Origin of the sequence: Actinotalea soli (genome assembly GCF_017565425.1) — a bacterium.
GTDB classification, from domain to species: Bacteria; Actinomycetota; Actinomycetes; order Actinomycetales; family Cellulomonadaceae; genus Actinotalea; species Actinotalea soli.
Genome location: NZ_JAGEMK010000001.1, coordinates 602,750 through 627,099, shown reverse-complemented (window position 1 = coordinate 627,099; position 24,350 = coordinate 602,750). Strand labels below are relative to the sequence as shown.

General features: G+C 73.8%; 21 protein-coding genes. 15 read left to right on the top strand and 6 right to left on the bottom strand.

From position 1 onward, the window contains the following. Positions 1-144 precede the first annotated feature (144 nt). A complete protein-coding gene (rpmB, locus tag J4G33_RS02915; protein WP_208054364.1) occupies positions 145-336 on the bottom strand; it encodes a 50S ribosomal protein L28 in 192 nt (63 codons plus the stop codon). Between the two features lie 233 nt (positions 337-569). Here rpmB and J4G33_RS02910 point away from each other — a divergent pair, with 233 nt between their 5' ends. The 10 genes from J4G33_RS02910 (at position 570) to J4G33_RS02865 (ending at position 9,364) form a co-directional block, all read left to right on the top strand. Next, a complete protein-coding gene (locus J4G33_RS02910) occupies positions 570-2,222 on the top strand; it encodes a DAK2 domain-containing protein (protein ID WP_208054363.1) in 1,653 nt (550 codons plus the stop codon). Then, complete coding sequence (locus J4G33_RS02905) at positions 2,219-4,459, top strand: ATP-dependent DNA helicase RecG (RefSeq protein WP_208054362.1); 2,241 nt, start codon at positions 2,219-2,221, stop codon at positions 4,457-4,459. The genes J4G33_RS02910 and J4G33_RS02905 overlap by 4 nt, the downstream gene beginning before the upstream one ends. Positions 4,460-4,489: 30 nt before the next feature. Further along, entirely contained in the window at positions 4,490-5,053 is a 564-nt protein-coding gene (gene rsmD / locus J4G33_RS02900) for a 16S rRNA (guanine(966)-N(2))-methyltransferase RsmD (RefSeq protein ID WP_208054361.1), read from the top strand. 9 nt (positions 5,054-5,062) lie between these two features. Further along, positions 5,063-5,560, top strand: coding sequence for a pantetheine-phosphate adenylyltransferase (gene coaD / locus J4G33_RS02895; RefSeq protein WP_208054360.1), 498 nt, complete (start codon positions 5,063-5,065; stop codon positions 5,558-5,560). Beyond that, positions 5,557-6,102, top strand: coding sequence for an ATP synthase subunit B family protein (locus J4G33_RS02890; RefSeq protein WP_243758372.1), 546 nt, complete (start codon positions 5,557-5,559; stop codon positions 6,100-6,102). The genes coaD and J4G33_RS02890 overlap by 4 nt, the downstream gene beginning before the upstream one ends. A gap of 207 nt (positions 6,103-6,309) precedes the next feature. Then, entirely contained in the window at positions 6,310-6,816 is a 507-nt protein-coding gene (locus J4G33_RS02885) for a YceD family protein (protein WP_208054359.1), read from the top strand. A gap of 2 nt (positions 6,817-6,818) precedes the next feature. Continuing rightward, a complete protein-coding gene (gene rpmF / locus J4G33_RS02880; RefSeq protein WP_208054358.1) occupies positions 6,819-7,016 on the top strand; it encodes a 50S ribosomal protein L32 in 198 nt (65 codons plus the stop codon). A gap of 106 nt (positions 7,017-7,122) precedes the next feature. Further along, positions 7,123-7,755 (top strand): ribonuclease III, encoded by a 633-nt coding sequence (gene rnc / locus J4G33_RS02875; RefSeq protein WP_208054357.1) that lies wholly within the window; start codon positions 7,123-7,125, stop codon positions 7,753-7,755. Continuing rightward, positions 7,748-8,674 (top strand): bifunctional DNA-formamidopyrimidine glycosylase/DNA-(apurinic or apyrimidinic site) lyase, encoded by a 927-nt coding sequence (gene mutM, locus J4G33_RS02870; RefSeq protein ID WP_208054356.1) that lies wholly within the window; start codon positions 7,748-7,750, stop codon positions 8,672-8,674. The genes rnc and mutM overlap by 8 nt, the downstream gene beginning before the upstream one ends. Before the next feature lie 63 nt (positions 8,675-8,737). Further along, positions 8,738-9,364: a response regulator gene (locus J4G33_RS02865; protein ID WP_208054664.1), complete on the top strand. Its 627-nt coding sequence runs from the start codon at positions 8,738-8,740 to the stop codon at positions 9,362-9,364. A 26-nt stretch (positions 9,365-9,390) separates the two neighbouring features. On the opposite strand, the gene J4G33_RS02860 is transcribed toward J4G33_RS02865, so the two are convergent. From J4G33_RS02860 to J4G33_RS02840, 5 genes are read right to left on the bottom strand one after another with little or no spacing between them, the layout of a single operon-like run. Further along, positions 9,391-11,094: a sensor histidine kinase gene (locus J4G33_RS02860; protein WP_208054355.1), complete on the bottom strand. Its 1,704-nt coding sequence runs from the start codon at positions 11,092-11,094 to the stop codon at positions 9,391-9,393. Beyond that, the gene (gene cydC, locus J4G33_RS02855) at positions 11,091-12,932 is read right to left on the bottom strand and encodes a thiol reductant ABC exporter subunit CydC (protein ID WP_208054354.1); all 1,842 of its coding nucleotides are present in this window, start codon (positions 12,930-12,932) and stop codon (positions 11,091-11,093) included. The genes J4G33_RS02860 and cydC overlap by 4 nt, the downstream gene beginning before the upstream one ends. Beyond that, positions 12,929-14,611 (bottom strand): thiol reductant ABC exporter subunit CydD, encoded by a 1,683-nt coding sequence (cydD, locus tag J4G33_RS02850; RefSeq protein ID WP_208054353.1) that lies wholly within the window; start codon positions 14,609-14,611, stop codon positions 12,929-12,931. Before cydD ends, cydC begins: the two co-directional genes overlap by 4 nt. Then, on the bottom strand, positions 14,608-15,627 hold the full coding sequence (cydB, locus tag J4G33_RS02845; protein ID WP_208054352.1) for a cytochrome d ubiquinol oxidase subunit II: 1,020 nt from the start codon (positions 15,625-15,627) through the stop codon (positions 14,608-14,610). Before cydB ends, cydD begins: the two co-directional genes overlap by 4 nt. 11 nt (positions 15,628-15,638) lie before the next feature. Next, positions 15,639-17,117 (bottom strand): cytochrome ubiquinol oxidase subunit I, encoded by a 1,479-nt coding sequence (locus J4G33_RS02840; RefSeq protein WP_208054351.1) that lies wholly within the window; start codon positions 17,115-17,117, stop codon positions 15,639-15,641. 401 nt (positions 17,118-17,518) lie between these two features. Between J4G33_RS02840 and J4G33_RS02835 the strand changes: the two genes are divergently transcribed. The 5 genes from J4G33_RS02835 (at position 17,519) to proB (ending at position 24,337) form a co-directional block, all read left to right on the top strand. Further along, complete coding sequence (locus tag J4G33_RS02835) at positions 17,519-20,713, top strand: Rne/Rng family ribonuclease (RefSeq protein WP_208054350.1); 3,195 nt, start codon at positions 17,519-17,521, stop codon at positions 20,711-20,713. Positions 20,714-20,951: 238 nt separating this feature from the next. Continuing rightward, a complete protein-coding gene (rplU, locus tag J4G33_RS02830; RefSeq protein WP_208054663.1) occupies positions 20,952-21,260 on the top strand; it encodes a 50S ribosomal protein L21 in 309 nt (102 codons plus the stop codon). Between the two features lie 67 nt (positions 21,261-21,327). Continuing rightward, positions 21,328-21,585, top strand: coding sequence for a 50S ribosomal protein L27 (rpmA, locus tag J4G33_RS02825; protein ID WP_208054349.1), 258 nt, complete (start codon positions 21,328-21,330; stop codon positions 21,583-21,585). A 107-nt stretch (positions 21,586-21,692) separates the two neighbouring features. After that, a complete protein-coding gene (gene obgE, locus J4G33_RS02820; RefSeq protein ID WP_208054348.1) occupies positions 21,693-23,213 on the top strand; it encodes a GTPase ObgE in 1,521 nt (506 codons plus the stop codon). After that, positions 23,210-24,337, top strand: a complete 1,128-nt coding sequence (gene proB / locus J4G33_RS02815; protein ID WP_372434941.1) for a glutamate 5-kinase — start codon at positions 23,210-23,212, stop codon at positions 24,335-24,337. The genes obgE and proB overlap by 4 nt, the downstream gene beginning before the upstream one ends. Positions 24,338-24,350: the final 13 nt, after the last annotated feature.

Genomic DNA, 24,350 nt, shown 5'->3' with positions numbered 1-24,350 from the left:
ATCGCGTCCCGGCCACCCCTTGGGCGACTCTTGATGCTCCGTTGGCCGACGAGGGGCTGCGAGCGGCGGCGCCCTCGCCCCGCCGCGGGCAGCACAAGACCCACGGAGCCAGGCTCCGTGGGTCTCGTCGACCGAGGGTCGGGCTCAGGCGGTGCGCTGCACCTTGCCGGCCTTGAGGCACGAGGTGCACACGTGGAGCCGCTTGGGAGCGCCCGCCACGACGGCGCGCACGCGCTGGATGTTCGGGTTCCAACGACGCTTGGTGCGGCGGTGGGAGTGCGAGATGCTGTGCCCGAAGCTCGGGCCCTTGCCGCACACGTCGCAGTTGGCAGCCACGTTCTCTCCTGATCGTCGTGCATGCCGCGCGCACATTCCGAGGGCGGCTGAAGCGGTTCTGTACGTTCATCATGGTGCGTGGCACGCGCTGGTGCCGGACTCTCGACCGGCGCCTCACGAGGCCTGCACCCACCCAGGCATGACCGGGCAACCTCGATAGGGTAGCCGATCGTCGCGGGTGCACCCAAACGTGACGTCAGGGCCGAGGGCCGCGAGGGCGAGGAGGAAGCCGGGTGGATCGAGCAGCACCGCTCCTCGGCCTCTCCGCGTCCACGCTGCGACGCTGGCTCGCGGGCTCCACGCAGACGCTGAGGCACCATCGCCGCGCGCTCGACGCGGTGAACGTCTTCCCCGTCCCCGACGCCGACACCGGGACGAACCTCTACCTGACCCTCGCTGACGCCGCCGAGGCCGTGGCGGACCTGCCGGCAGAGGCCACGGCCGAGGAGGTCGCCCACGCCCTGGCCCGCGGCGCGCTCGTGGGTGCCCGGGGCAACTCCGGGGTCATCCTCAGCCAGTACCTGAGCGCGCTGCTCCTGGGGTGGCCGACACCCGCCCGACCCGCTGACCCTGCCGCGGACCCGCCCCGAGCTGCGGGCCCGCCCTCCGTGCACCCTGCCGTCCCGGCCCTGGTCCGGGCCGCAGCCGCCGCCCGACGCGCGGTCGGCGAGCCGGTCGAGGGAACGGTCCTGACCGTGGCCGGAGCGGTGGCCGACGGCGCCGCGACGGCCGGTCGGCAGGAGTCCCTGGCCGCGGTGCTCGACGCCGGCCTGGTGGCCGGCGGAGTCGCCCTGGCGCTCACCCCCGACCAGCTGCCCGCCCTCGGCGCCGCGGGGGTCCGGGACGCGGGGGCCCTGGGCCTCCTCCTCGTGCTCGAGGCCCTCGCGGACGCCCTGCCTCCCGAGCCCGGGTCCGGGGACGGCACCGTGACGCGCCGGGCCCGCCGCGTCACGGTGGAGCCGTGGGGGGAGCCCCCCACCCCGTCGACGCCTGGCGAGGAGCCGGGGTCGGACGGGGAGTTCGAGGTCATGTACCTCGCCGAGCGTGCCGCAGGAGGCCCGGCCGCCGACCGTGCTGCGTCTGTCGAGCATGCTGATGCACCGGCCGACGCGCTCCGTGCAGGACTCGGTGACCTGGGTCGTTCGGTGGTCGTGGTCGAGGACCGCGCGCTCTGGCAGGTGCACGTGCACACCGACCGGCCGCTCGAGGCCGTCGCCCTCGCACCTCGCCTCGGCCTGGTGGCGGACCAGGTGATGGTGCGTCACCTCCTGCGGCAGTCAGGGGTGCACGGTGACCGGGCGCCCGCGCTGGGCCTCGTCGCGGTGACCGGCGCCCCCGGGCTCGTCCCCGCGCTGGCCCGGGCGGGGGCGGTCGTCGTGCTCGCGGCCGAGGGCCGGACGCTCACCCGCGCGGTGACCCGAGCCGTCGAGGACTCGGGCGCCCAGGAGGTCCTCGTGCTCGCGACCGGCCCGGCCGGCACCGCTGTGCTGCCCGGTCCGGTGCCGCGCTCGGTCGACGGCGACGAGCTCGAGGTGGAGGTCGTGGCAGGTCTGAGCGAGGTGCAGGTCGTGGTGGGCGCCGCCACCCGGGCCGGCCTCGACCCTGTCATGGGGAGCGAGGAGCAACGCGGTGCTGTCCTGGCGGCCGTGCGTGGACTCCGATCGGTCGTGCTCGACACCGGTGCCGGTGGGACCTCGACGGCTCCCGAGGTGGTCGTCCCGCTGGTCGGGACGGCCGAGATCGTCACCCTCGTGACCGCGCAGGGCACCCCGCCCCGCGTCGTCACGGCCCTGGTCGACGCTCTCGGGGCCGGCCACCCGGACCTCGAGGTGGTCGTGCTCGAGGGCGGCGGCGAGGGCAGTCGGCTGGAGGTGGGGATCGAGTGACCGCAGAGCCCGACAGGCTCCTCGAGCCGCTGGAGCGGGTGGTCGGCAAGCGCACGGCCGAGGCCCTCGACGCCCTGGGGGTGCGGACCGTGGGGGACCTCGTGCGGCACTACCCCCGTCGCTACGCCGAGCCGGGCCGGCTCACCGACCTGTCCGAGCTCGCCCTCGGCGAGCACGTGGCCGTCATGGCGCAGGTACGCCAGGCGACCGTCCGGACCATGCGCTCGCGCGGCGGCTCTCTGATGCAGGTGGGTGTCACCGACGGCACGCACGACCTGCAGCTGACGTTCTTCGCCAAGAGGTCCGGGGCGCTGCGCAGCCACGAGCACCGGCTCCGGCCCGGCAAGGTCGCGCTGTTCACGGGCACGGTGGGGGAGTACCGGGGCGCGTTGCAGCTCACCCACCCCGACTACCAGGTGATCGGTGAGGACGTCGACGACGAGGCTGCGGTCCTGGTCGAGGCCACCCGCCCGATCCCCATCTACCCGTCGAGCGCCGCCCTGCCCACCTGGCGCATCCAGCGTGCGGTCCGCACCGTGCTCGACACCCTGACCGAGGCCGACCTCCCGGACCCGGTGCCGGCCGAGATCCTCGAGCAGCGAGGTCTGGTCAGCCTGCACGAGGCCTTGCGCGGGGTGCACGCGCCCTTCGCCGACGCCGACTGGCGTCGCGGGCAGGCCCGGCTGCGGTACGAGGAGGCCTTCGTGCTGCAGGCCGCCCTCGCCCGGCGTCGCGCGATCGTGGCCGCCGAGCACGCCGTCGCCCGGCCGCGGCGGGAGGGACCGAGCCTGCTCGCCGACTTCGACGCGCGCCTGCCGTTCACCCTCACCCCGGGGCAGGTCGAGGTCGGGGAGCAGGTCGCGACCGATCTCGAGCGCCCGCAGCCGATGCAGCGGCTGCTCCAGGGGGAGGTCGGCTCGGGCAAGACGGTCGTCGCCCTGCGCGCGATGCTCCAGGTGGTCGACGCCGGCGGGCAGGCCGCGCTCCTCGCGCCGACCGAGGTGCTCGCCGCGCAGCACCTGCGCAGCCTGCGGGCCCTGCTGGGACCGCTCGCCGAGGAAGGGCTGCTCGGCGGGGCCGAGCGCGCGACCAGGGTGGTGCTGCTGACCGGGTCGCAGTCGACCGCGGCCCGGCGTGAGGCCCTGCTCGACGCGGCCTCCGGGCGTGCAGGCATCGTGGTCGGCACCCACGCGCTGCTGAGCCCTTCGGTGCAGTTCGCCGAGCTCGGGCTCGTCGTGGTCGACGAGCAGCACCGGTTCGGCGTCGAGCAGCGCGACGCGCTGCGGACCCGGGCCGGTGTGCCGCCCCACCTGCTGGTCATGACCGCCACCCCCATCCCGCGGACCGTGGCGATGACCGTCTTCGGGGACCTCGAGACCTCGATGCTGCTCGACGTCCCCGCCGGGCGCCCGGGCATCACGACCCACGTGGTCCCCGCAGACAACGAGACCTGGATGACTCGGACCTGGCAGCGGGTGCGCGAGGAGGTCGACGCCGGCCACCGGGTCTACGTCGTGTGCCCGCGGATCAGCCCGGACGACCCCGCCGAGGGCGCCGCCACCGCGGAGGAGGGGTGGGAGCCCGCCCGCGAGGACGAGACGGGACCCGCACGTCCGGCCGCGCCGCTGCGCGCGGTGCTCGAGGTCGCCGAGGAGCTCGCGGCCATGCCCCACCTCGCGGGGGTCGAGGTCGGCGTCCTGCACGGTCGGATGCCGCCGGCCGAGAAGGACGAGGCCATGGCGCGCTTCTCCTCGGGGCAGCTCCAGGTGCTGGTCGCCACCACCGTGATCGAGGTCGGCGTGGACGTCCCCGAGGCGACCGTCATGGTGATCCTCGACGCCGACCGCTTCGGGCTCTCCCAGCTCCACCAGCTGCGTGGTCGGGTGGGTCGGGGCCAGGCCCCTGGCCTGTGCCTGCTGGTCTCCGCGGCGGCCGAGGGCACCGATGCGGCCACGCGGGTGCGCACCCTGGCCGAGACCACGGACGGCTTCCGGCTGGCCGGTGTGGACCTCGAGCTGCGGCGCGAGGGGGACGTGCTCGGTGCCTCGCAGTCCGGTGGCCGCAGCTCGCTGCGCCTGCTGCGGGTGGTCCGCCACGGGGACGTGATCGCCGAGGCGAGGCAGGACGCGACCCCGCTCGTCATGGCCGACCCGGACCTGGCGCGATGGCCGGTGCTCCAGGAGGCCATCGGCACCTGGCTCGACCCGCGTCGCGAGGAGTTCCTGGACCGTGCCTGAGGGTCTGCGCCCCGCGCCTAGGCTGGCCCGGTGACCAGGATCGTGGCAGGACGTGCCGGGGGACGCACCCTCAAGGTGCCGCCCCGGGGCACCCGACCCACCAGCGACCGGGTCCGTGAGGCGCTCTTCTCCCGGCTCGAGCACCGCGGCCTGCTCGACGGCACGGTCGTGCTCGACCTCTACGCGGGGTCAGGGGCCCTCGGGCTCGAGGCGGCGAGCCGGGGTGCTCGGCAGGTGGTGCTCGTCGAGTCCGCCCGCCCCGCGGCCGAGGTGTGCCGGCAGAACCTGCGCACCGTGGGCCTGGCAGGGGTCGTGGTCGTCGCGGCGACCGTGGCCTCGTACCTGCGCCGACCGCCGGGGACCGACGGCGACCTCGCGGACCTCGCGCTGCTCGACCCGCCCTACGACGTCACCGAGGAGGCCCTCGCCGAGGTGCTCGAGCTCCTCGTGCCGCACCTGGCCCCGGGGGCCGTGGTCGTCGTCGAGCGCTCGGCCCGCAGCCCTGAACCACGGTGGCCGGGCGCGGACCTCGCCCTCGCCGACCGGCGCGGGTACGGGGACACGACCCTGTGGTTCGCCGAGAGACCGGCCTAGAGTGGGCCTGTGACCATCGCCGTGTGCCCCGGGTCCTTCGACCCGATCACCCTCGGGCACCTCGACGTCGTCCGCCGCGGGACGAGGCTCTTCGACGAGGTGGTCGTGGGCGTCGCGCGGAACGCGAGCAAGAGCGCCCTGCTGAGCGTCGAGGACCGGGTCGGTCTGGCACGCTCGGCCGTCGCCGAGATCCCCGGAGCGCGGGTCGAGGTGGTGCCGGGGCTCCTGGTGGACTTCTGCCAGGAGATCGGCGCGACGGCCCTGCTCAAGGGCCTGCGTGGCGGGGCCGACTACGACGCCGAGCTGCCGATGGCCCTGATGAACCGGCACCTGACCGGGATCGAGACGGTCTTCGTCCCGGCGGACCGCGCCGTCGCCCACATCGCCTCCTCACTGGTCAAGGACGTCGCCCGGCACGGCGGGCGGGTCGAGGACCTCGTCCCGCCCGGTGTCGCCGAGCTGGTCCGCGCCCGGCTACGGGCCCACGACGAAGGAGCACGAGGATGAACCCAAGCGCACCAGGGTCGGGGCCCGGCGGTCCCGCCGAGCCTGCCCCCCCGACCGTCCGGTCCGAAGGGCTCACCGGCATCCTCGAGGCCCTCGAGCAGGCCGTCGCCCAGGCCCGTGCCATGCCCATGTCCTCCTCGGTGCTGGTCAACCGCGCCGAGGTCATGGACCTGCTGGCCCAGGCCCACGCCGTGCTGCCCACCCAGCTGACCGAGGCCGACGAGGTCCTGGCCGGGGCGGACCAGGTCCTCACCGAGGCGCGGGCCGAGGCCGAGGGGATCGTGACCGCCGCGCGCCGCCGGGCCGAGGAGCTCGTCAGCACCGAGCAGGTGGTCGCTGCGGCCGAGGTCCGCGCCCGGGAGATCGTGGCCGAGGCCGAGAGCACGGCCGCGAGCATGCGCCGCGAGGCCGACGACTACTGCGACCGTCGTCTCGCGGACTTCGAGATCGACCTCGGCAAGGTCGTCACCCAGGTCCAGGCGGGCCGGGCCAAGCTGGCCGGCAGGCTGACCGAGGACCGCCCCCGGCACTCACCGTCCTGACGGCAGGCGGGAGACCGCACGCGTCGCGGCACGCCGCCTGTTTGGGCGGGGCCCCGCCATGGCGTAGCATCTCCCGTTGGTCCTGCCGCTCGCGGCGCGGACCGAGACCCCTCGACCCCGGACCATGCTGCGGAGCGTCTGATCGCCCTCGACCCTCGTTCGCCCCTCGTGCTCGACACGCACGATCTCGGCCGACGACCAGGGACGATGCGACAGGTGCGCCGCACGGTGCAGGCGCCGGAGGATCTCGGTACCGCCGTGATCGGCATCCCCGCCGGTGACGACCTCGACCTCGACCTGAGGCTCGAGTCCGTCATGGAGGGGATCCTGGTCTCCGGACACGTCCGTGGCCGGGCCGTCGGGGAGTGCGCACGCTGCCTGGAGCAGGTCGTCGAGAGCATCGACGTCAGCATCCAGGAGCTGTACGTCTATCCTGAGCGGGCTCGCGTCGCGGTCGAGGACGGGGACGACGAGGAGGAGATCCGCGAGCTCGACGGCGACCTGATCGACGCCGAGACCGTGGTCCGGGACGCCGTGGTGCCTGCACTGCCGTTCCGCCCGGTCTGCTCGACGGACTGCCCAGGTCTGTGCTCCGAGTGCGGGGCACGCCTGGCGGACCCGGAGAACGCGGACCACCAGCACGAGATCCTGGACCCCCGGTGGGCTGAGCTCGACCGGATGAAGCACTTGTTCGACGACACGAAAGAGAGCTAGCCGTGGCTGTTCCGAAGCGCAAGATGTCGCGCAGCAACACCCGTGCGCGTCGGTCGCAGTGGAAGACGACTGCCGCGACCCTCACGACCTGCACCCGGTGCTCCGCCGACACGCGGCCCCACCAGGCCTGCCCGTCGTGCGGTGCCTACAAGGGGCGTCAGTACGCCGAGGCGCTGCGCACCGAGCACGAGTCGCGCTGACCGCTGTCGGTCGTGCTCCTCACGCAGGTGACCGGTCGATGACCGAGCACCCTGCCGCTCAGCTTGCCGAGAAGCGGGGGGGGCCCCCCGGCCCCCCCCGCTTCTCGTGCTGTCCCTGACCCACCGCTCCTTCGCCCACGAGGCCGGCGGCATCCCCACCAACGAGCGCCTCGAGTTCCTCGGCGACACGGTGCTGGGGCTCGTGGTGACCGAGGCGCTGTACCGGCGGCACCCGGGGCTGTCCGAGGGAGAGCTGGCCAAGATGCGGGCCGCGACCGTCTCGCAGCGCTCCCTCGCAGCGATCGCCCGCGACCTCGGCCTGGGGGAGTACCTGCTCCTCGGCAAGGGGGAGCTCGCCACCGGGGGACGGGACAAGGACTCGATCCTCTCCGACACCCTCGAGGCGATCCTCGGTGCCACCTACCTGACGCACGGCCTCGAGGTCGCGCGCACGGTGGTCGAGAGGCTCGTCGACCCCACCCTCGCGATCGCCGCCGACCTCGGCGCGGGCCTGGACTGGAAGACCTCCCTCCAGGAGCTCGCCTCACGCCTCGGGCTAGGGTCCCCCGACTACCGGGTCCACGGCGACGGCCCCGACCACGCACGGACGTTCACCGCGAGCATCGTGCTCGCGGACGAGGTGCGCGGCACCGGCAACGGCCCATCCAAGAAGGTCGCCGAGCAGGAGGCTGCCGCGGCGGCCTACCGTGCCCTCCAGGCCCTCGCGCAGGGTGCCTGAGCTCCCCGAGGTCGAGACCGTGCGGGATGGTCTGGCCCGTCACGTCCTGGGCAGCGCGGTCGAGGAGGTCGAGGTCAGGCGCGGGTCGGCCGTGCGCCGCCACGAGGGTGGGGCCCTCGACTTCGCTGCGGCCCTGCGTGGACGGACCCTCACCGCGGCCGTGCGGCGGGGCAAGTACCTGTGGGTCCTGCTCGACTCGGGCGAGGCGCTCATGGCCCACCTGGGCATGAGCGGCCAGCTCCTGGTGCGAGACACCCCGGGCCCCGACCACCCGCACCTGCGCGCCCGGCTCACCCTCGAGGGCCCCCAGGGCTCTCGGGTGCTCGACTTCGTCGACCAGCGGACCTTCGGCCACCTCGCGGTCACCGAGCTCCTGACCACCCCCGACGGCGCCCCGGGTGGACGGGGGAGCGAGCTCGCCGCGGTCCCGGTCCCGGTGGCGCACATCAGCCGAGACCTGCTCGACCCGCACCTCGACCGCACCGGCCTCGTCGCAGCGGTGCGGCGGCGGCGGAGCGACATCAAGCGGGTGCTGCTCGACCAGGGGCTCGTCTCGGGCATCGGCAACATCTACGCGGACGAGGCCCTGTGGCGGGCCCGGACCCACTACGCGCGCCCTGCTGACGCCCTGCGACCGGCCCAGGTCGTCACCGTGCTCGACGCCGCCGAGGAGGTCATGCGCGAGGCCCTGGTGGCCGGCGGGACCAGCTTCGACGCCCTGTACGTCAACGTGAACGGGGCCTCGGGGTACTTCGACCGGTCCCTCGCGGTCTACGGCCAGGCCGGGCGACCGTGCCCGCGCTGCGGTCGGCCGGTGGTCCGTGAAGCCTTCATGAACCGCTCGTCGTTCACCTGTCCGGGGTGCCAGCCTCGACCGCGCACGGCACGGCGCGTGCCCTCGAGGCCCCGAGTTCCCTAGGATCGACCTGTGGCAGCCACCGTCTCGCCCGCAGCGTCCGGGCCCGCAGCAGACATCGCCGTGATGATCGTCGACGACCACGAGGTCGTACGGCGCGGGATCGCGGAGGTGATCGACCGCACCGACGGCATGGGCGTTGTCGCGGAGGCAGGCTCGGTGGCTGAGGGCATCCGCCGAGCCAACCTCGTCCGCCCTCAGGTGATGCTCGTCGACCTGCAGCTGCCGGACGGTACCGGCATCGACCTCATGACCTCTCTGCGCGAGACCCTTCCCGACACCCGGGCCATCGTCCTGACCTCCTTCGACGACGACGACGCCCTCGCCGCAGCCCTGCAGGCCGGCGCCGCCGCCTACGTGCTCAAGAGCGTGCGCGGCGCGGAGATCGCCGACGTGATCCGTTCGGTCGCCTCCGGGCGCACCCTGCTCGACGAGCGGACCGTCACCCGACGTCGTGCCGGGCATGACGACCCGACCGAGGAGCTCACCCCGAGCGAGCGCAAGGTGCTGGACCTCATCGGCGAGGGCATGTCCAACCGGGAGATCGCCGAGCGGCTCGGTGTCGCCGAGAAGACCGTCAAGAACCACATCACCTCGCTCCTCGCGAAGATGGGCCTGCAGCGACGCACCCAGGCGGCTGCGTGGGTGGCCGGGCACAAGCGCAGCGCCTGGCGCTCGGACGCGACCGACTGAGCCGGGGGACCGCGGGGCCCGTCGGCTCAGCGGGCGCGACCCTTGACGGGCGCCTGCCAGGTCAGGAGGGCACCCCGGCCCGAGCTCGCCGCCCCGAGGGCGAAGGACCCGCCGTGACGGCGCGCGCGGGCGGCCAGGTTGTCCGTCCCGGACCGGCGCTCCCGGTCGTCGGGCAGGCCCGTGCCGTCGTCCTCGACCTCCACGGTGATGCGACCGAGGGGGGCATCACCCTGGAGCGTCACGCAGATCGACACCGACAGGGCCCGGGCGTGGCGCGCGGCGTTCGCCAGCCCCTCGCGGACCACGGCGACGACGTCGTCGGACATGTCCTCGCCGACCCGGTCGTCGATCGTCCCGGCGTCACCGTCGAGGCTGGCGGTCGAGTCGAGCACCCGGCCGTCGACCGAGATCACGAGCGAGGGGGCGAAGCCCAGTCCGGTGCGGGCGAGCGAGGCCTCGCGCCGGAGCCGCTCCGCGAGGGGGGCGTCGGCGTCCGGGTCCCGCAGGGCGTGGACGATCGAGCGGATCTGGCGCACGGTCGCGTCGACGTTGTCCAGGGCGTCCTCGACGATCCCGGTCAGCTCCGAGGGGTCCACGCCGCGGGCTGCCCGACGACGGACCGTCTCGAGCTGCATGCCGGTGGCGAAGAGCTGCTGGATCGCCAGGTCGTGCAGGTCGCGGGCGATGCGCTCGCGCTCGTCCAGCAGGGCGGCGACGTCCTGGGCGTGACGGGCCTCGGCCAGGACGAGGGCGATGGCCGCCTGGCCGGCGTAGGACTCAGCCGTCGCGAGGTCGCTCGCCTCGAACGGGGGGGAGCCGACACGTCGGAGCAGGACGAGCACGCCGACCCCGCGCCCGTCGGCGTGCATCGGGGCGTACAGCGCCGGGCCGAACTGCCGCAGGGCGTCCACACGCATGGCCCGCGCGCCGGAGAGGGAGTCCACGACCAGGCCGTTCCCGTCCCGCAGCACGGTGTGCGCCCTCCCGTCCAGGGGCATGACGGTGCCCAGGAGCTCCTCGGCCCCGAGCCCGTCGACGATCTCCATCACCAGGGAGTCGCCCAGGCTCGGCAGCACGAGCGCAGCGGTGTCGGCCTCGGAGACCTCGCGCGAGGAGGTCGCGACGTGCGCGAGCACCTCTTCCTCGTCGGCCCCCTGCAGCAGCAGCATGGTGATCTGCTGGCTGGCCTGGAGCCACCGCTCGCGATGCTCGGCCTGACCGTAGAGCTGGGCGTTCTGGATCGCGACGGCGGCTGCGGCGGCCAGGGTCAGCACGGCCTGGTCGTCCTCGGCGGTGAAGCCGCCGGCCTTCTCCGAGAGGTACAGGTACCCGAACACCCTGTCCCGCACCCGGACCGCAGTGCCGAGGAACGCGCCCATCGGTGGGTGATGAGGCGGGAAGCCCGCGAAGGAGGGGTGCTGGGTGAGGTCCTCCAGGCGCAGCGTGCCGTGGGCGGGGATCGAGCCGAGCACGCCGATCGCGTGGGGCGGCCGTCCCAGGAGCTCGGCGAGACGGGCGTCCATCCCGCTGTGGACGAAGGTCGTCGACCGGCCCCGCGCGTCCAGGACGTTGATCGCCGCGTAGCGGGCACCGGTGAGGTCCGCGCTGGCCTGGACGAAGCGCTGCAGGACGGTCGGGAGGTCGAGGTCCGAGGCCAGGTTGATCGCAGCCTGGAGCAGGTCCGCCGCGGCGAGGGAGCTGTCGTGGTGCCCGAGGTCGAGCGGCGTCATCGGACTTCCTGCCTCTCGTGCTGCCACGCGGCCCGGTACGCCGCGGAGTCCTCTCGGGAGAGCATCGCACGGTGCTCGCCCCGCGCGCTGATCCTGCCGTCCGGGGCCAGCAGAAGCACCTCGTCGGCGGCCTCCACCCCGGCGAGGCGGTGCGTCACGACGAGGAGGCCGCGGTCCCGGACGAGCGGCGCGCGCAGTCCGACGAGGTCGTCCAGCAGGGTGGCCCCCTGGCGGTCGAGGTGCTCGGTGGGCTCGTCGAGCAGGAGCAGGGGAGCGGGGGCGAGGAGGGCCCGGGCCACGAGCAGGCGTCGGCGCTCGCCCCCGGAGACCTGGGCGGCGTCGGTGCCCAGGACGGTGCCCAGACCAGCGGGCAGCCGTGCGAGCCAGGCCCCGAGGCCGACCTGCTCCAGGGCTGCGCGGGCGGTGGTCTCGTCCACGCCGCCCCGGGCCACCCGGAGGTTCTCCAGCACGGTGGTGTCGAAGACGTGGGCGTCCTCACCGGTCATCGCGATGCTCGCCGAGCGCCGGCCGGCCGGCAGGTCGACCAGCGGCTGGCCGTCGAGCAGCACCTGTCCCGCCAGGGGTGGCAGGAGCCCGGCGAGGGTCAGCAGGAGGGTGGTCTTGCCGACGCCGCTGGGGCCGACGAGGACGACCGAGCGACCGGGCTCGAGGTGCAGGTCGACCCCGCGGAGCAGGGCAGGGCCGCCCGGCCAGCCGCAGGACAGACCCCGGGCCTCGAGGACGGGAACGGGGACGGGACCGGGCGCGGCCCCGAGGGCCGCAGCGGCGGCCGGGCGTGGTGCCGTGCGGGCCCGGCCGCCGTCACCAGGGCCCGGCCCCCGGTCGTGCCGGTCCGGCCCAGCCGCGGCGTCGAGGAGCTCGAGGATCCTCGTCGCGGCCTGGCGCGAGCGCAGCAGCTGGACCCCGGCTCCGGGGAGCAGGGTCGCCGCCTCGAAGGCTGCCAGGGGGGTGAGCACCACGACGGCGAGCTCGACCGGGGTCAGTGTCCCCACCGTGGTCGCGTGGATGCCGAGCACCAGGGCACCGAGCACGGCGAGTCCGGTGCTGAGGGGGCCGGCGGCGGTGGCCGCGGCAGCGGGGCGTGCGGCGCGGTCGGTCGCCCGGGCGAGGTCCGCCTCGGCGCGCGCGAGCGCCTCGTGCACGGCGGCGGCACGGCCCGAGACGGCGAGCTCCCCGGCTCCGTCGAGGAGCACGAGGGTCAGGGCGCCGATCTCGGCGCGGGCCTGGGCCTGCTCGCGCTCGAGCCGCGCGGCCGCCCGGGTGGCGAGCCAGGGCGCCAGCACGCTCGCGACGACGAGGCACAGCGCGAGCCAGGCCGCCGCCGCCGGGAGGAAGGCCGCGAGGAGCACGATGCTTCCCGCACCGACGACCGCCGCGACCGCTGCCGGGAGCAGACCACGCACGACGGCGTCCCCGACGCGGTCGACGTCGCCCCCGACACGGGTGAGGAGGTCACCGCGCCGCACGCCGACCAGGGCCTCGGTCCGCCCGGCGGCGAGCCGGGAGTACAGCTCGGTGCGCAGGGTCGTCATGCCGCGCAGGGCGAGGTCGTGCGAGACGAGGCGCTCGAGGTAGCGCAGCAGCCCGCGGGTGATCCCGAAGGTGCGCACGGCCACCGCCGCGATCGAGAGCTCCATCGCCGGTGGCATCTTTGAGGCGCGGGCGATCAGCCAGGCCGAGACGGCGGCGAGGGCGACGGCGCTGCCCAGGGCTCCGGCTCCGGCCAGCACCGCTGCTGCCGCCCGCCGCCAGGAGACGTCGAGCAGCAGCACGGCTCGGACCAGCGGATCGGTGCGCAGGTCGCGGAGCCTGCTCATGACGGCGGCCCGTCCGGAGCGGCGTCGGCACCCTCGAGGGCGCTGGCGCGGACCTCGACGACGTGGTCGGCGCAGGCCAGCAGGGTGGGCCGGTGCGCGACGAGCAGGACGGTCCTGCCCTGGCCGCGCAGGTGCTCCACGGCGCGCAGCACGACGGTCTCGCCCTCGTGGTCCAGGTGCGCGGTCGGCTCGTCGAGCACCACGAGCGGGGCGGGGTCGAGCAAGGCCCTGGTCAGGGCGAGGCGCTGGCGCTCGCCCAGGCTCAGGCCGTAGCCCCCCTGGCCGACCGTGGTGCCCCAGCCCGCGCCCAGCCGGGCCACGACCGCGTCGAGGCCGGTGAGGCGGCTGGCGCGGTCCCGCGCGTGGGGGTGGACCTGCCGCCCGTCGTCGACGAGCTCGGCGACCGTGCCGGGGGTGAGGACGGGCCGCTGGGGCACCCAGGTGATCTGCGCCCACCACGAATCCGGGTCGAGCTCGCGCAGGTCGAGCCCGGCGACCCGGACCCGTCCCGCGGTGGGGGCCAGCAGGCCCAGGAGGACGGCGGCGGCGGTCGACTTGCCGACGCCGTTCGGGCCGGCGAGGGCGGTGACCGTGCCGGGGGCGAGGGCCAGGTCGAGGCCCGCGGGGGCGAGCAGGTCGCGGTCGGGCGCGGTGACGCAGACCCCTTCGAGCCGGACGGTGGCCGAGCGCAGGTCGGGGGCGGCGAGGCGACCGCGGGCCGGTGCGGGGGTCTCGAGGATCGTGAACGCCTGCTCCGCGGCAGCCACGCCGTCGGCCGAGGCGTGGAAGTGCGCGCCGACCTGGCGCAGCGGCAGGTACACCTCGGGGGCGAGCACGATCACGGCGAGGGCCGTGGTCAGGTCGAGGTGCCCGTAGACGAGGCGGAAGCCGACACCGACCGCGACGAGCGCGACGGCGAGGGTCGTCAGGAGCTCGAGCACCATGCCGGAGAGGAAGGCGACCCGCAGCGTCCCCATCGTGGCGCGACGGTGGGCGTCGCCCAGGGCCCGTACTCGGGCCGCAGGGCCGTGCTCGCGCCCCAGCGCGCGGAGCGTCGGGAGGCCCGTGAGCAGGTCCAGCACCTGGTCCCCGAGACGCTGCATGGTCGCGAGCCGTCGCTGGGCGTAGCCCTGGGTGAGCCAGCCGACGAGGGCCATGAACAGGGGGACCAGCGGCACGGTCAGGGCGATGGTCACCGCGGCGATCCAGTCCAGCCCGAGCACGACGGCCAGGGCCGCGGGGGTGACGGTCGCGGCGAGCAGGAGCTGTGGCAGGTAGCGGACCAGGTAGGGCTCGAGGTCGTCGAGGCCTCGGGTCGCCAGGGTCGCCACCGTCGCGGTCCGTCCCTGCGCGAGCCAGCGGGGTCCGAGAGCTGCGGCGTGGGTCAGGACCTGGGCGCGCAGCTCGGCCACGGTGCGGGTCGCTGCGCGGTGGGCGTACCGCTCCTGGACCGCGGTCACCGCGGTGCGGGCGACCACGACCGCGGCCAGCCAGCCGACCGTGCCCGCGACGTCGGGCCAGTCGGCCTCGCGCGTGACCACGGGGGCCAGGGCGTGGGCCAGGAGCAGCGCCTGGGCCACGACGAGGGCGGCCGTGAGCACCCCGGTGGTCGCGGTGAGCAGCACGTAGTGGCGGGCCGCCCGGGCGCGGCGCAGCAGCCGCGGGTCGAGGGGCTTCACCTGCGCAGGAAGGTGAGCCCGGTGTGCTCGGGGATCTGCGCGGTGCTGATGCGCTTGCGGAACACCCAGTACGTCCAGCCCTGGTAGAGCAGCACCACCGGGGTGAGGATCACGGCGACCCAGGTCATGATCGTCAGGGTGTAGTCCGTGGACGAGGCGTTGCGGATGTTCAGGGAGTTCGCCGGGTCGACCGCCGGCATGACGTCGGGGAACATCGAGCCGAAGATCAGCACGACGGCCGCGACGATGGTGACCGCCGAGGCGGCGAAGGCACGTCCCTCACGGCCCTGGCGCGTGAGCACCACCAGCCGGACGAGGGCGACGGCGGCGACGAGGGTGGCACCCCAGGTCCACGCGGTCGAGTAGGCGAGCTGGGTCCACACGGCCCAGCCGCCTGCGACGAGCAGGGTCGCGACGGCGAGCCGGGAGGCCAGGCGCCCTGCGCCGCGTCGGATGTCGCCGTCGGTCTTGAGGGCGACGAACACCGCACCGTGGGTGAGGAAGATGAGGAAGGTCGTGGCTCCGCCGAGAAGCGCGTAGGGGTTGAGCAGGTCCCAGAAGGTCCCGACGTACTGGTGGTCGGCGTCGAGGTGGACCCCGCGCACGAGGTTCCCGAAGGCGACGCCCCAGAGGATGGCGGGGACCACCGATCCGAAGACGATCGCGCGGTCGGCCCAGGCACGCCAGCCGTCGTCGTCGATCTTGCCGCGCCACTCGAAGGCGACCACCCGGACGATGAGCGCCAGGAGGATGAGCAGCAACGGGATGTAGAACCCCGAGAACATCGTGGCGTACCACTCGGGAAAAGCCGCGAAGGTCGCTCCGCCCGCGGTGAGCAGCCAGACCTCGTTGCCGTCCCACACGGGGCCGATCGTGTTGATCAGGACGCGGCGGTCCTTGTCCTTGCGACCCAGGACGGGGATGAGCATGCCGACGCCGAAGTCGAAGCCCTCGAGCACGAGGTAGCCGGTCCACAGGACGGCGATGAGCAGGAACCAGATGAGGGGGAGGTCCATGTCGGCTCCTGTCAGTACGCGAAGGACAGCGGGCGGTCGGAGGCGTCGTCGGGGTCGTCCCGCCGTGCGTCCGGGCTCGGGTCCTTCTCCGTCGCGGCGACGCCCTCGGAGGCGTAGCGCTTCATGAGACGGAACCACACGACGGCGAGGACCCCGTACAGCAGGGTGAAGGCGACCATCGAGCCGATCACCGCACCGGGCCCCACCGAGGTCGACACACCGCGCGCGGTCAGCATCCAGACGCCGTCGACGCCGGACGGGTCGGGGTTCGGGTGCACCACCCACGGCTGGCGGCCCATCTCCGTGAAGATCCAGCCGAAGGCGGAGGCGAGGAAGGGGGTGGGGATGGCGAGGAGGCCGAGGCGACCGAACCAGGGCTTGTCGGTCAGCCGACCTCGGCGGACCAGCCACAGGGCCGCGAGGGCGAGGGCGGCGCTGCCGGCCCCGAGGCCGATCATCAGCCGGAAGCTCCAGTAGGTCACCGCCAGGTTGGGGGAGTAGTCGATCCCCTCGCCGAACTGCTCCTCGTACCGTGCCTGGAGGTCCTCGACCCCCGTCACGGTGGAGGTGAAGTCGCCGTTGGCCAGGTAGGAGGTGAGCCCGGGGACCTCGAGGAGGTGGACCACGCCGTCGCAGTCGTTGCTCAGGTCCCCGAGGGTGAGGATCGAGAAGGCTGCACCGTCCTCGGTGGCGCACAGCCCCTCGGCCGCGGCCATCTTCATGGGCTGCTGCTGGAACATCAGCTTCGCCTGGAGGTCGCCGCTGAGCGCGACACCCCCGCCCGAGACGAGCATGGTGACGAGGCCGAGCACGAGGGCAGGCCGGTAGACGTCCCTCGCGGTCTCGGCGTCCCCGCGGCGGACCAGCCGCACCATCCACCAGGCGGCGATGCCGGCGACGAAGGTGCCCGCGGTGAGGAACGCTGCCGCGATGGTGTGCGGGAAGGCGGCCAGCAGGGTCGAGTTCGTCAGCACGGCGACGATGTCGACCATCTCGGCGCGCCCGGTCTCGAGGTTGAAGATCGCCCCCACGGGGTGCTGCATCCACGAGTTCGCCGCGAGGATGAAGTAGGCCGAGAGGTTGGTGGCGATCGCCACGGCCCAGATGCAGCCGAGATGGATCTTCTTCGGCAGCTTGTCCCAGCCGAAGATCCAGAGGCCGAGGAACGTCGACTCGACGAAGAAGGCAGCGAGGGCCTCCATCGCGAGGGGCGCCCCGAACACGTCTCCCACGAACCGTGAGTACTCGCTCCAGTTCATGCCGAACTGGAACTCCTGGACGATCCCGGTGGCCACGCCGATCGCGAAGTTGATCAGCATGAGCTTGCCGAAGAACTTGGTCAGGCGCAGCCAGCGCTCGTTCCCGGTGCGGTACCAGGCAGTCTGCATGATCGCCACGAGAGGCGCCAGGCCGATCGTCAGCGGCACGAAGATGAAGTGGTAGACGGTCGTGATGCCGAACTGCCATCGCGCCAGCTCGAGGGCTTCCACGCGTTCTCCTCGCAGGGCCGTGGGTCGTCAGGGGTGCAGGACGACGGTAGGAAGCGGCGACGTGCCCGGCCCGGGACCTAGGTCCCTCTTTGGTGACGTGACGTCACCTCGATCCCGACGTCGTGTCGCGCGGCGGTCGGGGGCCCCTGTGCGATACTGACCGCGGCAGGACGGGTCGCCACACCGGCACGTCCGCCGACGACGATCTTCGTCGAGCGCGGTCCGAGGCTCACCGGGCGCCGCCGTCACCCACAGGTGGCAAGGCAGGCGCAGGTGCAACCCGCCCGCTCGGCCGGACGCCACCGACGACTTCCGTCGCGGGAGCGCACGACGCCCCCGACGACGACTGAACCGCCCGAGGGCCGGCGAGTGTGGACAGCCAGCGGGCCTGGAGCATCCTCGTGACAACAGAGAACCCGTCCGGCACCGAGGCCGAGAACCCCGCCGCCCCGGTGCGCCGCACCCGGGCACGCCGTGCCGCGTCGGCCCCGACGACGACGGTCACCGCGGCCCCCCTGGTCGAGGACGCCGTCCCGCCGCAGGAGTCGGGTGCCGTTGCCCAGCCGACGTCCGAGCCGGTCAAGAAGGCCCGCGCCCCGCGGTCGCGGGCCAAGAAGAAGGTCGACGCGCCGGCGAACCAGGACGCCCTCGACCTGTCGACCGGCTCCGACGAGGACGCGGCCACCGCCGCCTCGGACACCGCGGCGCCCGAGCCCGCACCCACGGCGGCCCCCCGTCGTCGCCGCGCGACCGCCAAGGCGCAGGCCCCCGCCGCCAGCTCTGCGTCGGGGTCGACCCCGGCGCAGGACGTCCCCGTCGAGGACGAGCCGGCAGCCGCGCAGGCGGGGTCCACCAAGGACGAGCCGTCGACCGGTCGGTCCTCGCGGTCACGTCGTCGCAAGGCCGAGCCGCAGGAGGACCGCGGCGAGGCCGCCGCGGACGCTCCGTCCTCACCTGTCGCGGAGGAGGAGACGCCCTCCTCCCAGGAGGCGCCTCGTGCGCGTCGCGGTCGGAGCAGGGGCGCGCGGGCCACGGCCGGACCTGACACCACGTCCGCCGAGTCCGAGCGCCTGGACGTGCTCGCCGAGCTCGGTCGCTCACGCCCCCAGCCGGCGGCGGAGCCCGAGAAGCCCGTGGACCCCGCCGAGGAGGACGAGCCCGCCGAGGACGACGAGGAGTCCACCGCGGCCGTCGAGCCGGTACGCCCGGCCGCCACGGCCCTGCTCTTCCAGGCCCCGGACCCCACGGCCCGGCCCCGGCGCCGTGCCCAGGCCCCCGCCGGCCCGCCGCGCCCGGTCGACGAGGACGAGGTCGCCGAGGCCGAGCCGAGCCGCCCGTCCGCCCGCCCGGAGGCGGCGTCGCAGGACGAGGACGCCGATCAGGGCGCGTCGGAGGACGAGGGCAGCGCCGGTGGCCGCCGCCGTCGTCGTCGCGGCGGTCGAGGCCGCCGCAAGGGCGCGGCCGAGTCCGCTGAGGACCGCGAGGACGAGGACGAGGACGGCACCGACGGCTCGGGCGCCGAGCGCGAGGAGGAGCCCGCCCGTGCCACGGGCGGACGTCGGGGACGGCGCGGTCGCGCCCCCCAGGCCGAGACCTCCACGGAGGACGCCGCCGAGGACGCCGAGGACCAGGAACCCTCCGAGGACGGGGACGTCGGCGAGGACGGCGACAACGAGGGTGGCAGCTCCTCGAGCCGTCGCCGTCGCCGCCGGCGCCGGAGCAAGGGCGAGCAGGCCGAGGACTCCGGCTCGACCTCGACCTCGGGCTCGAACGGAGCAGGGGGCTCGGGTCGTTCTCGTTCGCGGGCCGGACGGACGGCGTCGGACGAGGTCACGGCCCTCAAGGGCTCGACGCGGCTCGAGGCCAAGCGGCAGCGCCGACGTGAGGGCCGGGATGCGGGTCGTCGTCGAGCGGTGCTCACCGAGGCCGAGTTCCTGGCCCGGCGCGAGGCGGTCGAGCGGTCGATGGTCGTGCGTGAGAGCAACGGGCGGGTGCAGATCGCGGTGCTCGAGGACGACGTCCTGGTCGAGCACTTCGTGTCTCGCTCGGCCCAGAACGCGCAGTCCTCGATGGCGGGGAACGTCTACCTCGGCCGGGTGCAGAACGTGCTGCCCAGCATGGAGGCCGCGTTCGTCGACGTCGGCAAGGGACGCAACGCCGTGCTCTACGCCGGTGAGGTCAACTGGGACGCCGCCGGGATGGAGGGCCAGCCCCGCCGGATCGAGCAGGCCCTGAAGTCGGGGGACTCGGTCCTGGTCCAGGTCACCAAGGACCCGATCGGCCACAAGGGTGCTCGTCTGACCTCGCAGATCACCCTCGCCGGCCGCTACCTGGTCTACGTGCCGGGCGGCGGTATGACGGGGATCTCCCGCAAGCTCCCCGAGAACGAGCGCGCTCGTCTCAAGAAGCTGCTCAAGGAGATCGTGCCGGACGCCGCAGGCGTGATCGTGCGGACCGCTGCCGAGGGCGCCTCGGACGAGGAGCTCCGCCGCGACGTCCAGCGCCTGCAGGACCAGTGGGCCGCGATCGAGAAGAAGGCCAAGACGGCCTCGGCGCCGGCGCTGCTGCAGGGTGAGCCCGACCTCGCGATCCGTGTGGTGCGGGACATCTTCAACGACGACTTCACCTCCCTGGTCGTCCAGGGGGACGAGGCGTGGACGGCGATCTCCGACTACGTGGGTGCCATGGCCCCCGACCTCGCCGACCGCGTCTCTCGGTGGACCGAGCAGGGCGACGTCTTCGCGGCGCACCGGATCGACGAGCAGCTCGCCAAGGGCATGGACCGCAAGGTCTGGTTGCCCTCGGGTGGGTCGCTCGTGATCGACCGCACCGAGGCGATGACCGTGGTCGACGTCAACACGGGCAAGTTCACGGGGACCGGCGGAACCCTCGAGGAGACCGTCACGCGCAACAACCTCGAGGCCGCCGAGGAGATCGTGCGTCAGCTCCGGCTGAGGGACATCGGCGGGATCATCGTGATCGACTTCATCGACATGGTCCTCGAGTCGAACCGTGACCTGGTGCTGCGGCGCCTGGTCGAGTGCCTCGGGCGGGACCGGACCAAGCACCAGGTCGCCGAGGTGACCTCGCTCGGGCTCGTCCAGATGACCCGCAAGCGCGTCGGCCAGGGGCTGGTCGAGGCCTTCAGCGAGACCTGTGAGCACTGCCACGGTCGCGGCTTCCACGTCCTGAACGAGCCCGTCGAGGCCAAGGGGTCGGGGGAGCAGGCCTCGGGCGGTGGCGAGGGTGACGGGGAGTCGAAGCGGTCCCGGCGCAAGAAGGGCGCGTCGCAGCCTGCTGCGGCCGTCAGCGTCCCGGTGCTCCCCGAGGCGCGCGAGGCCGTCAAGGCGACCCTCGCGACGATCGCCGCGGCCGCGGCCCACGCGCACGACCACGACCACGAACCGGTGCAGGGCCAGGACCCGGCTCAGACCCAGGAGGGCAGCGCCGACCAGCACGACGGCGCGGCCCAGGGCTCGCGGGCTGCCGAGGCCGAGCTCGAGGCGACGGTGCGGAGCATCGAAGCCGTCGAGCAGGGCGACCACGGCAGCGCCGACGAGGTCGCCGCGGAGGAGCCGTCGGGGTCGACCCCGTAGTCGTGGGGCCGGGCCGTCCTGTCCATTTGACCGGATGGCCCGGGCTTCCGTACTCTGGAACGTCGGTGCGCCGTGCGCGTACCGTTTCACGTGCCCAGGGTGCTGGGCCTCCTGTGAGGCTTCGTTCGACCAGCGCTGGGTTCGACCGGGCACCTGCCCGGTCGGGCAGGGTGTCTGCGCAGTGACCGGGCACGTCATCAGACGTGAGAACGCCGTACGAGTAGAGATGAGCAGCAACGTGGTGTACGCGATCGTCAAGGCTGGTGGCCGCCAGGAGAAGGTGTCGGTCGGCGACGTCGTCGTCGTGGACCGGCTGTCCGGTGACGCCGGCTCGACCGTCCAGCTGCCCGCGCTCCTGCTCGTTGACGGGGAGAAGGTGACCTCCGACGCCTCGGCCCTCGCCAAGGTGACGGTCACCGCCGAGATCGTCCGGGCCGAGAAGGGCCCCAAGATCGACATCCTCAAGTACAAGAACAAGACGGGCTACCGCAAGCGCATGGGGCACCGTCAGAAGCTGACCCGCCTGAAGGTCACCGGCATCAAGTGAGGCGATCGGCGGTCATCGCCGGTCCCGATCTCCTTCCCTCCCCGCTCAGCACGAAAGCAGGTCAGCCATGGCACACAAGAAGGGCGCAAGCTCCTCGCGGAACGGTCGCGACTCGAACGCGCAGCGCCTCGGCGTCAAGCGTTTCGGTGGTCAGCTCGTCAACGCGGGCGAGATCATCGTGCGTCAGCGCGGCACGCACTTCCACCCCGGCGTGAACGTGGGGCGTGGCGGCGACGACACGCTGTTCGCCCTCACCCCGGGTGCCGTGCAGTTCGGTGTGCGTCGTGGCCGCAAGGTCATCGACATCGTGACGGCCGACGCCTGACCCATCTCGTCGACGAAGGGGCGCACCGCACGGTGCGCCCCTTCGTCGTCTCAGCAGACTGACCGCCGGCCCGCCTCGCGGGACCGGCCCCACGAAGGGAGCTCACCGTGGCCACGTTCGTCGACCGCGTCGTCCTGCACGCGTCCGGCGGTGACGGCGGCCACGGGTGTGCCTCCATCCGTCGCGAGAAGTTCAAGCCCCTCGCCGGGCCCGACGGTGGCAACGGCGGGGACGGGGGGGACGTGATCCTCGAGGTCGACCCCCAGGTGACGACCCTCCTCGAGTACCACCACTCACCGCACCGGCACGCCCCGTCCGGCACCCAGGGCATGGGCGACCACCGCCAGGGGAGCATGGGGGGAGACCTCGTTCTCGCGGTCCCGGACGGCACGGTCGTCAAGGCCACGGACGGGTCGGTCCTGGCGGACCTCGTCGGCCCGGGCAGCCAGTACGTGATCGCCGCGGGGGGCCGTGGCGGGCTCGGCAACGCGAGCCTCGCCTCTCCCCGACGCAAGGCCCCCGGCTTCGCCCTCCTGGGCGAGCCCGGCGAGGCGCGGGACGTGGTGCTCGAGCTCAAGACGATCGCCGACGTGGCGCTGGTCGGGTACCCGAGCGCGGGCAAGTCGAGCCTGGTCGCGGCCATCTCGGCGGCCCGCCCCAAGATCGCCGACTACCCCTTCACCACCCTCGTGCCGAACCTCGGCGTCGTGCAGGCCGGCTCCGCACGCTTCACGGTGGCCGACGTGCCGGGGCTCATCCCCGGGGCGAGCGAGGGCAAGGGCCTGGGCCTGGAGTTCCTTCGCCACATCGAGCGCTGCGCCGTCCTCGTGCACGTCCTCGACTGCGCGACCCTCGAGCCCGGGCGGGACCCGTTGAGCGACCTCGACGTGATCGAGTCCGAGCTCGCCGCCTACGCCGGGGACCTCGAGGTCCAGGGCGAGGTACCCCTGACCGAGCGGCCGCGCATGGTCGTGCTCAACAAGGTGGACGTCCCGGAGGCGCGCGAGCTCGCCGAGATGGTCCGGCCCGAGCTGGAAGCCCGTGGCCTGCAGGTCTTCGAGATCTCGGCAGCGAGCCACGAAGGGCTTCGCCCGCTGACCTTCGCCCTCGCCGCCATGGTCGACGCCGCGCGGGCGGCGGCCGCACCCAGCACCCCCACCCGCGTGGTGCTGCGCCCCAAGGCCGTCGACGACGCCGGGTTCTCCGTCACACGCCGCGAGAGCGGCGACCGCGTGTGGTTCCAGGTCCTCGGCACCAAGCCCGAGCGCTGGGTGCGCCAGACCCAGTTCTCGAACGACGAGGCCGTGGGGTACCTGGCGGACCGCCTCGCCCGCCTGGGCGTCGAGGAGAAGCTGTTCAAGGCCGGCGCGACCCCGGGGGCCGAGGTCGTCATCGGGGCGGGGGACGACGCCGTGGTCTTCGACTGGGAGCCCACGATGCTCACCGGCACCGAGCTCCTGGGTGGCCCTCGCGGCACGGACCTGCGCCTCGAGGACACCCGTCGGCCGACCCGTGCGGCCCGGCGCGAGGAGTACAAGGAGCGCATGGACGCCAAGACCGACGCCCGTGCCGAGCTGTGGACGGAGCGCGAGTCGGGTCACTGGACCTCCCCTGAGGACGACGCGTGATCTCGGGGCGAGCAGGCCTCGCCGAGGCCCGTCGTGTGGTCGTCAAGGTGGGTTCGTCCTCTCTCACGGGGGACGACGGGCGGCTCGACCAGGACGCCCTGCGTCGGCTGGTCCAGGTCCTCGCGCAGCGGCGCGCCGCGGGCGGGGAGGTCCTCCTCGTCACCTCCGGGGCGATCGCGGCGGGGCTCGGGCCCCTGGGCATGGCTGCTCGGCCCCGGGACCTCGCCACGGCCCAGGCCGCGGCCTCGGTCGGGCAAGGGCTCCTCGTCGCTCGCTACACCGAGGCCTTCGCCGAGCACGGCCTGCGGGTCGGGCAGGTCCTGCTGACCGCCGAGGACACGATCCGGCGCGGGCACTACCGCAACGCCCAGCGCGCCCTCGAGACCTTGCTGGACCTCGGTGTCGTGCCGGTGGTGAACGAGAACGACACGGTTGCCACCGACGAGATCCGCTTCGGTGACAACGACCGGTTGGCGGCCCTCGTCTCCCACCTGGTCCGCGCGGACGCGATGGTGCTGCTCACGGACGTGGATGCGCTCTACGACGGTCCGCCCAGCCGGCCCGGTGCCCGACGCATCGCCGAGGTCCACGGCCCCGGGGACCTCGAGGGGATCTCCGTGACCGCCCGGGGGAGCGCGGTCGGTACGGGGGGGATGGTGACCAAGCTCGCCTCGGTCGCGATCGCCACGGGCTCGGGCATCCCCGTCGTGCTGACCTCGGCGGCGCAGGCGGAGCGAGCCCTGGCCGGGGACGAGGTCGGCACCTGGTTCAGGGCCACGGGGCGGCGGCGCTCTCGCCGCATGCTCTGGCTCGCCCACGCGGCCCGCACGGAGGGACGCCTCGTGCTCGACGACGGGGCGGTCGCGGCGGTCGTCGAACGCCGGACCTCGCTGCTGCCCGCGGGGGTGACCGGCGTCGAGGGCGACTTCGAGGCGGGGGACCCTGTCGAGCTCGTGTCGACCACCGGGACGGTGGTGGCCCGCGGGCTGGTCTCGTACGGATCCGCGGAGCTCCCCGAGCTGCTCGGGAGCTCGACCCACGAGCTGCGTGACCGTCTCGGTGTGGGCTACGACCGCGAGGTGGTCCACCGGGACGACCTCGTCCTCGTCCCCACGCGGCGGTAGTGCCTATCCTTCG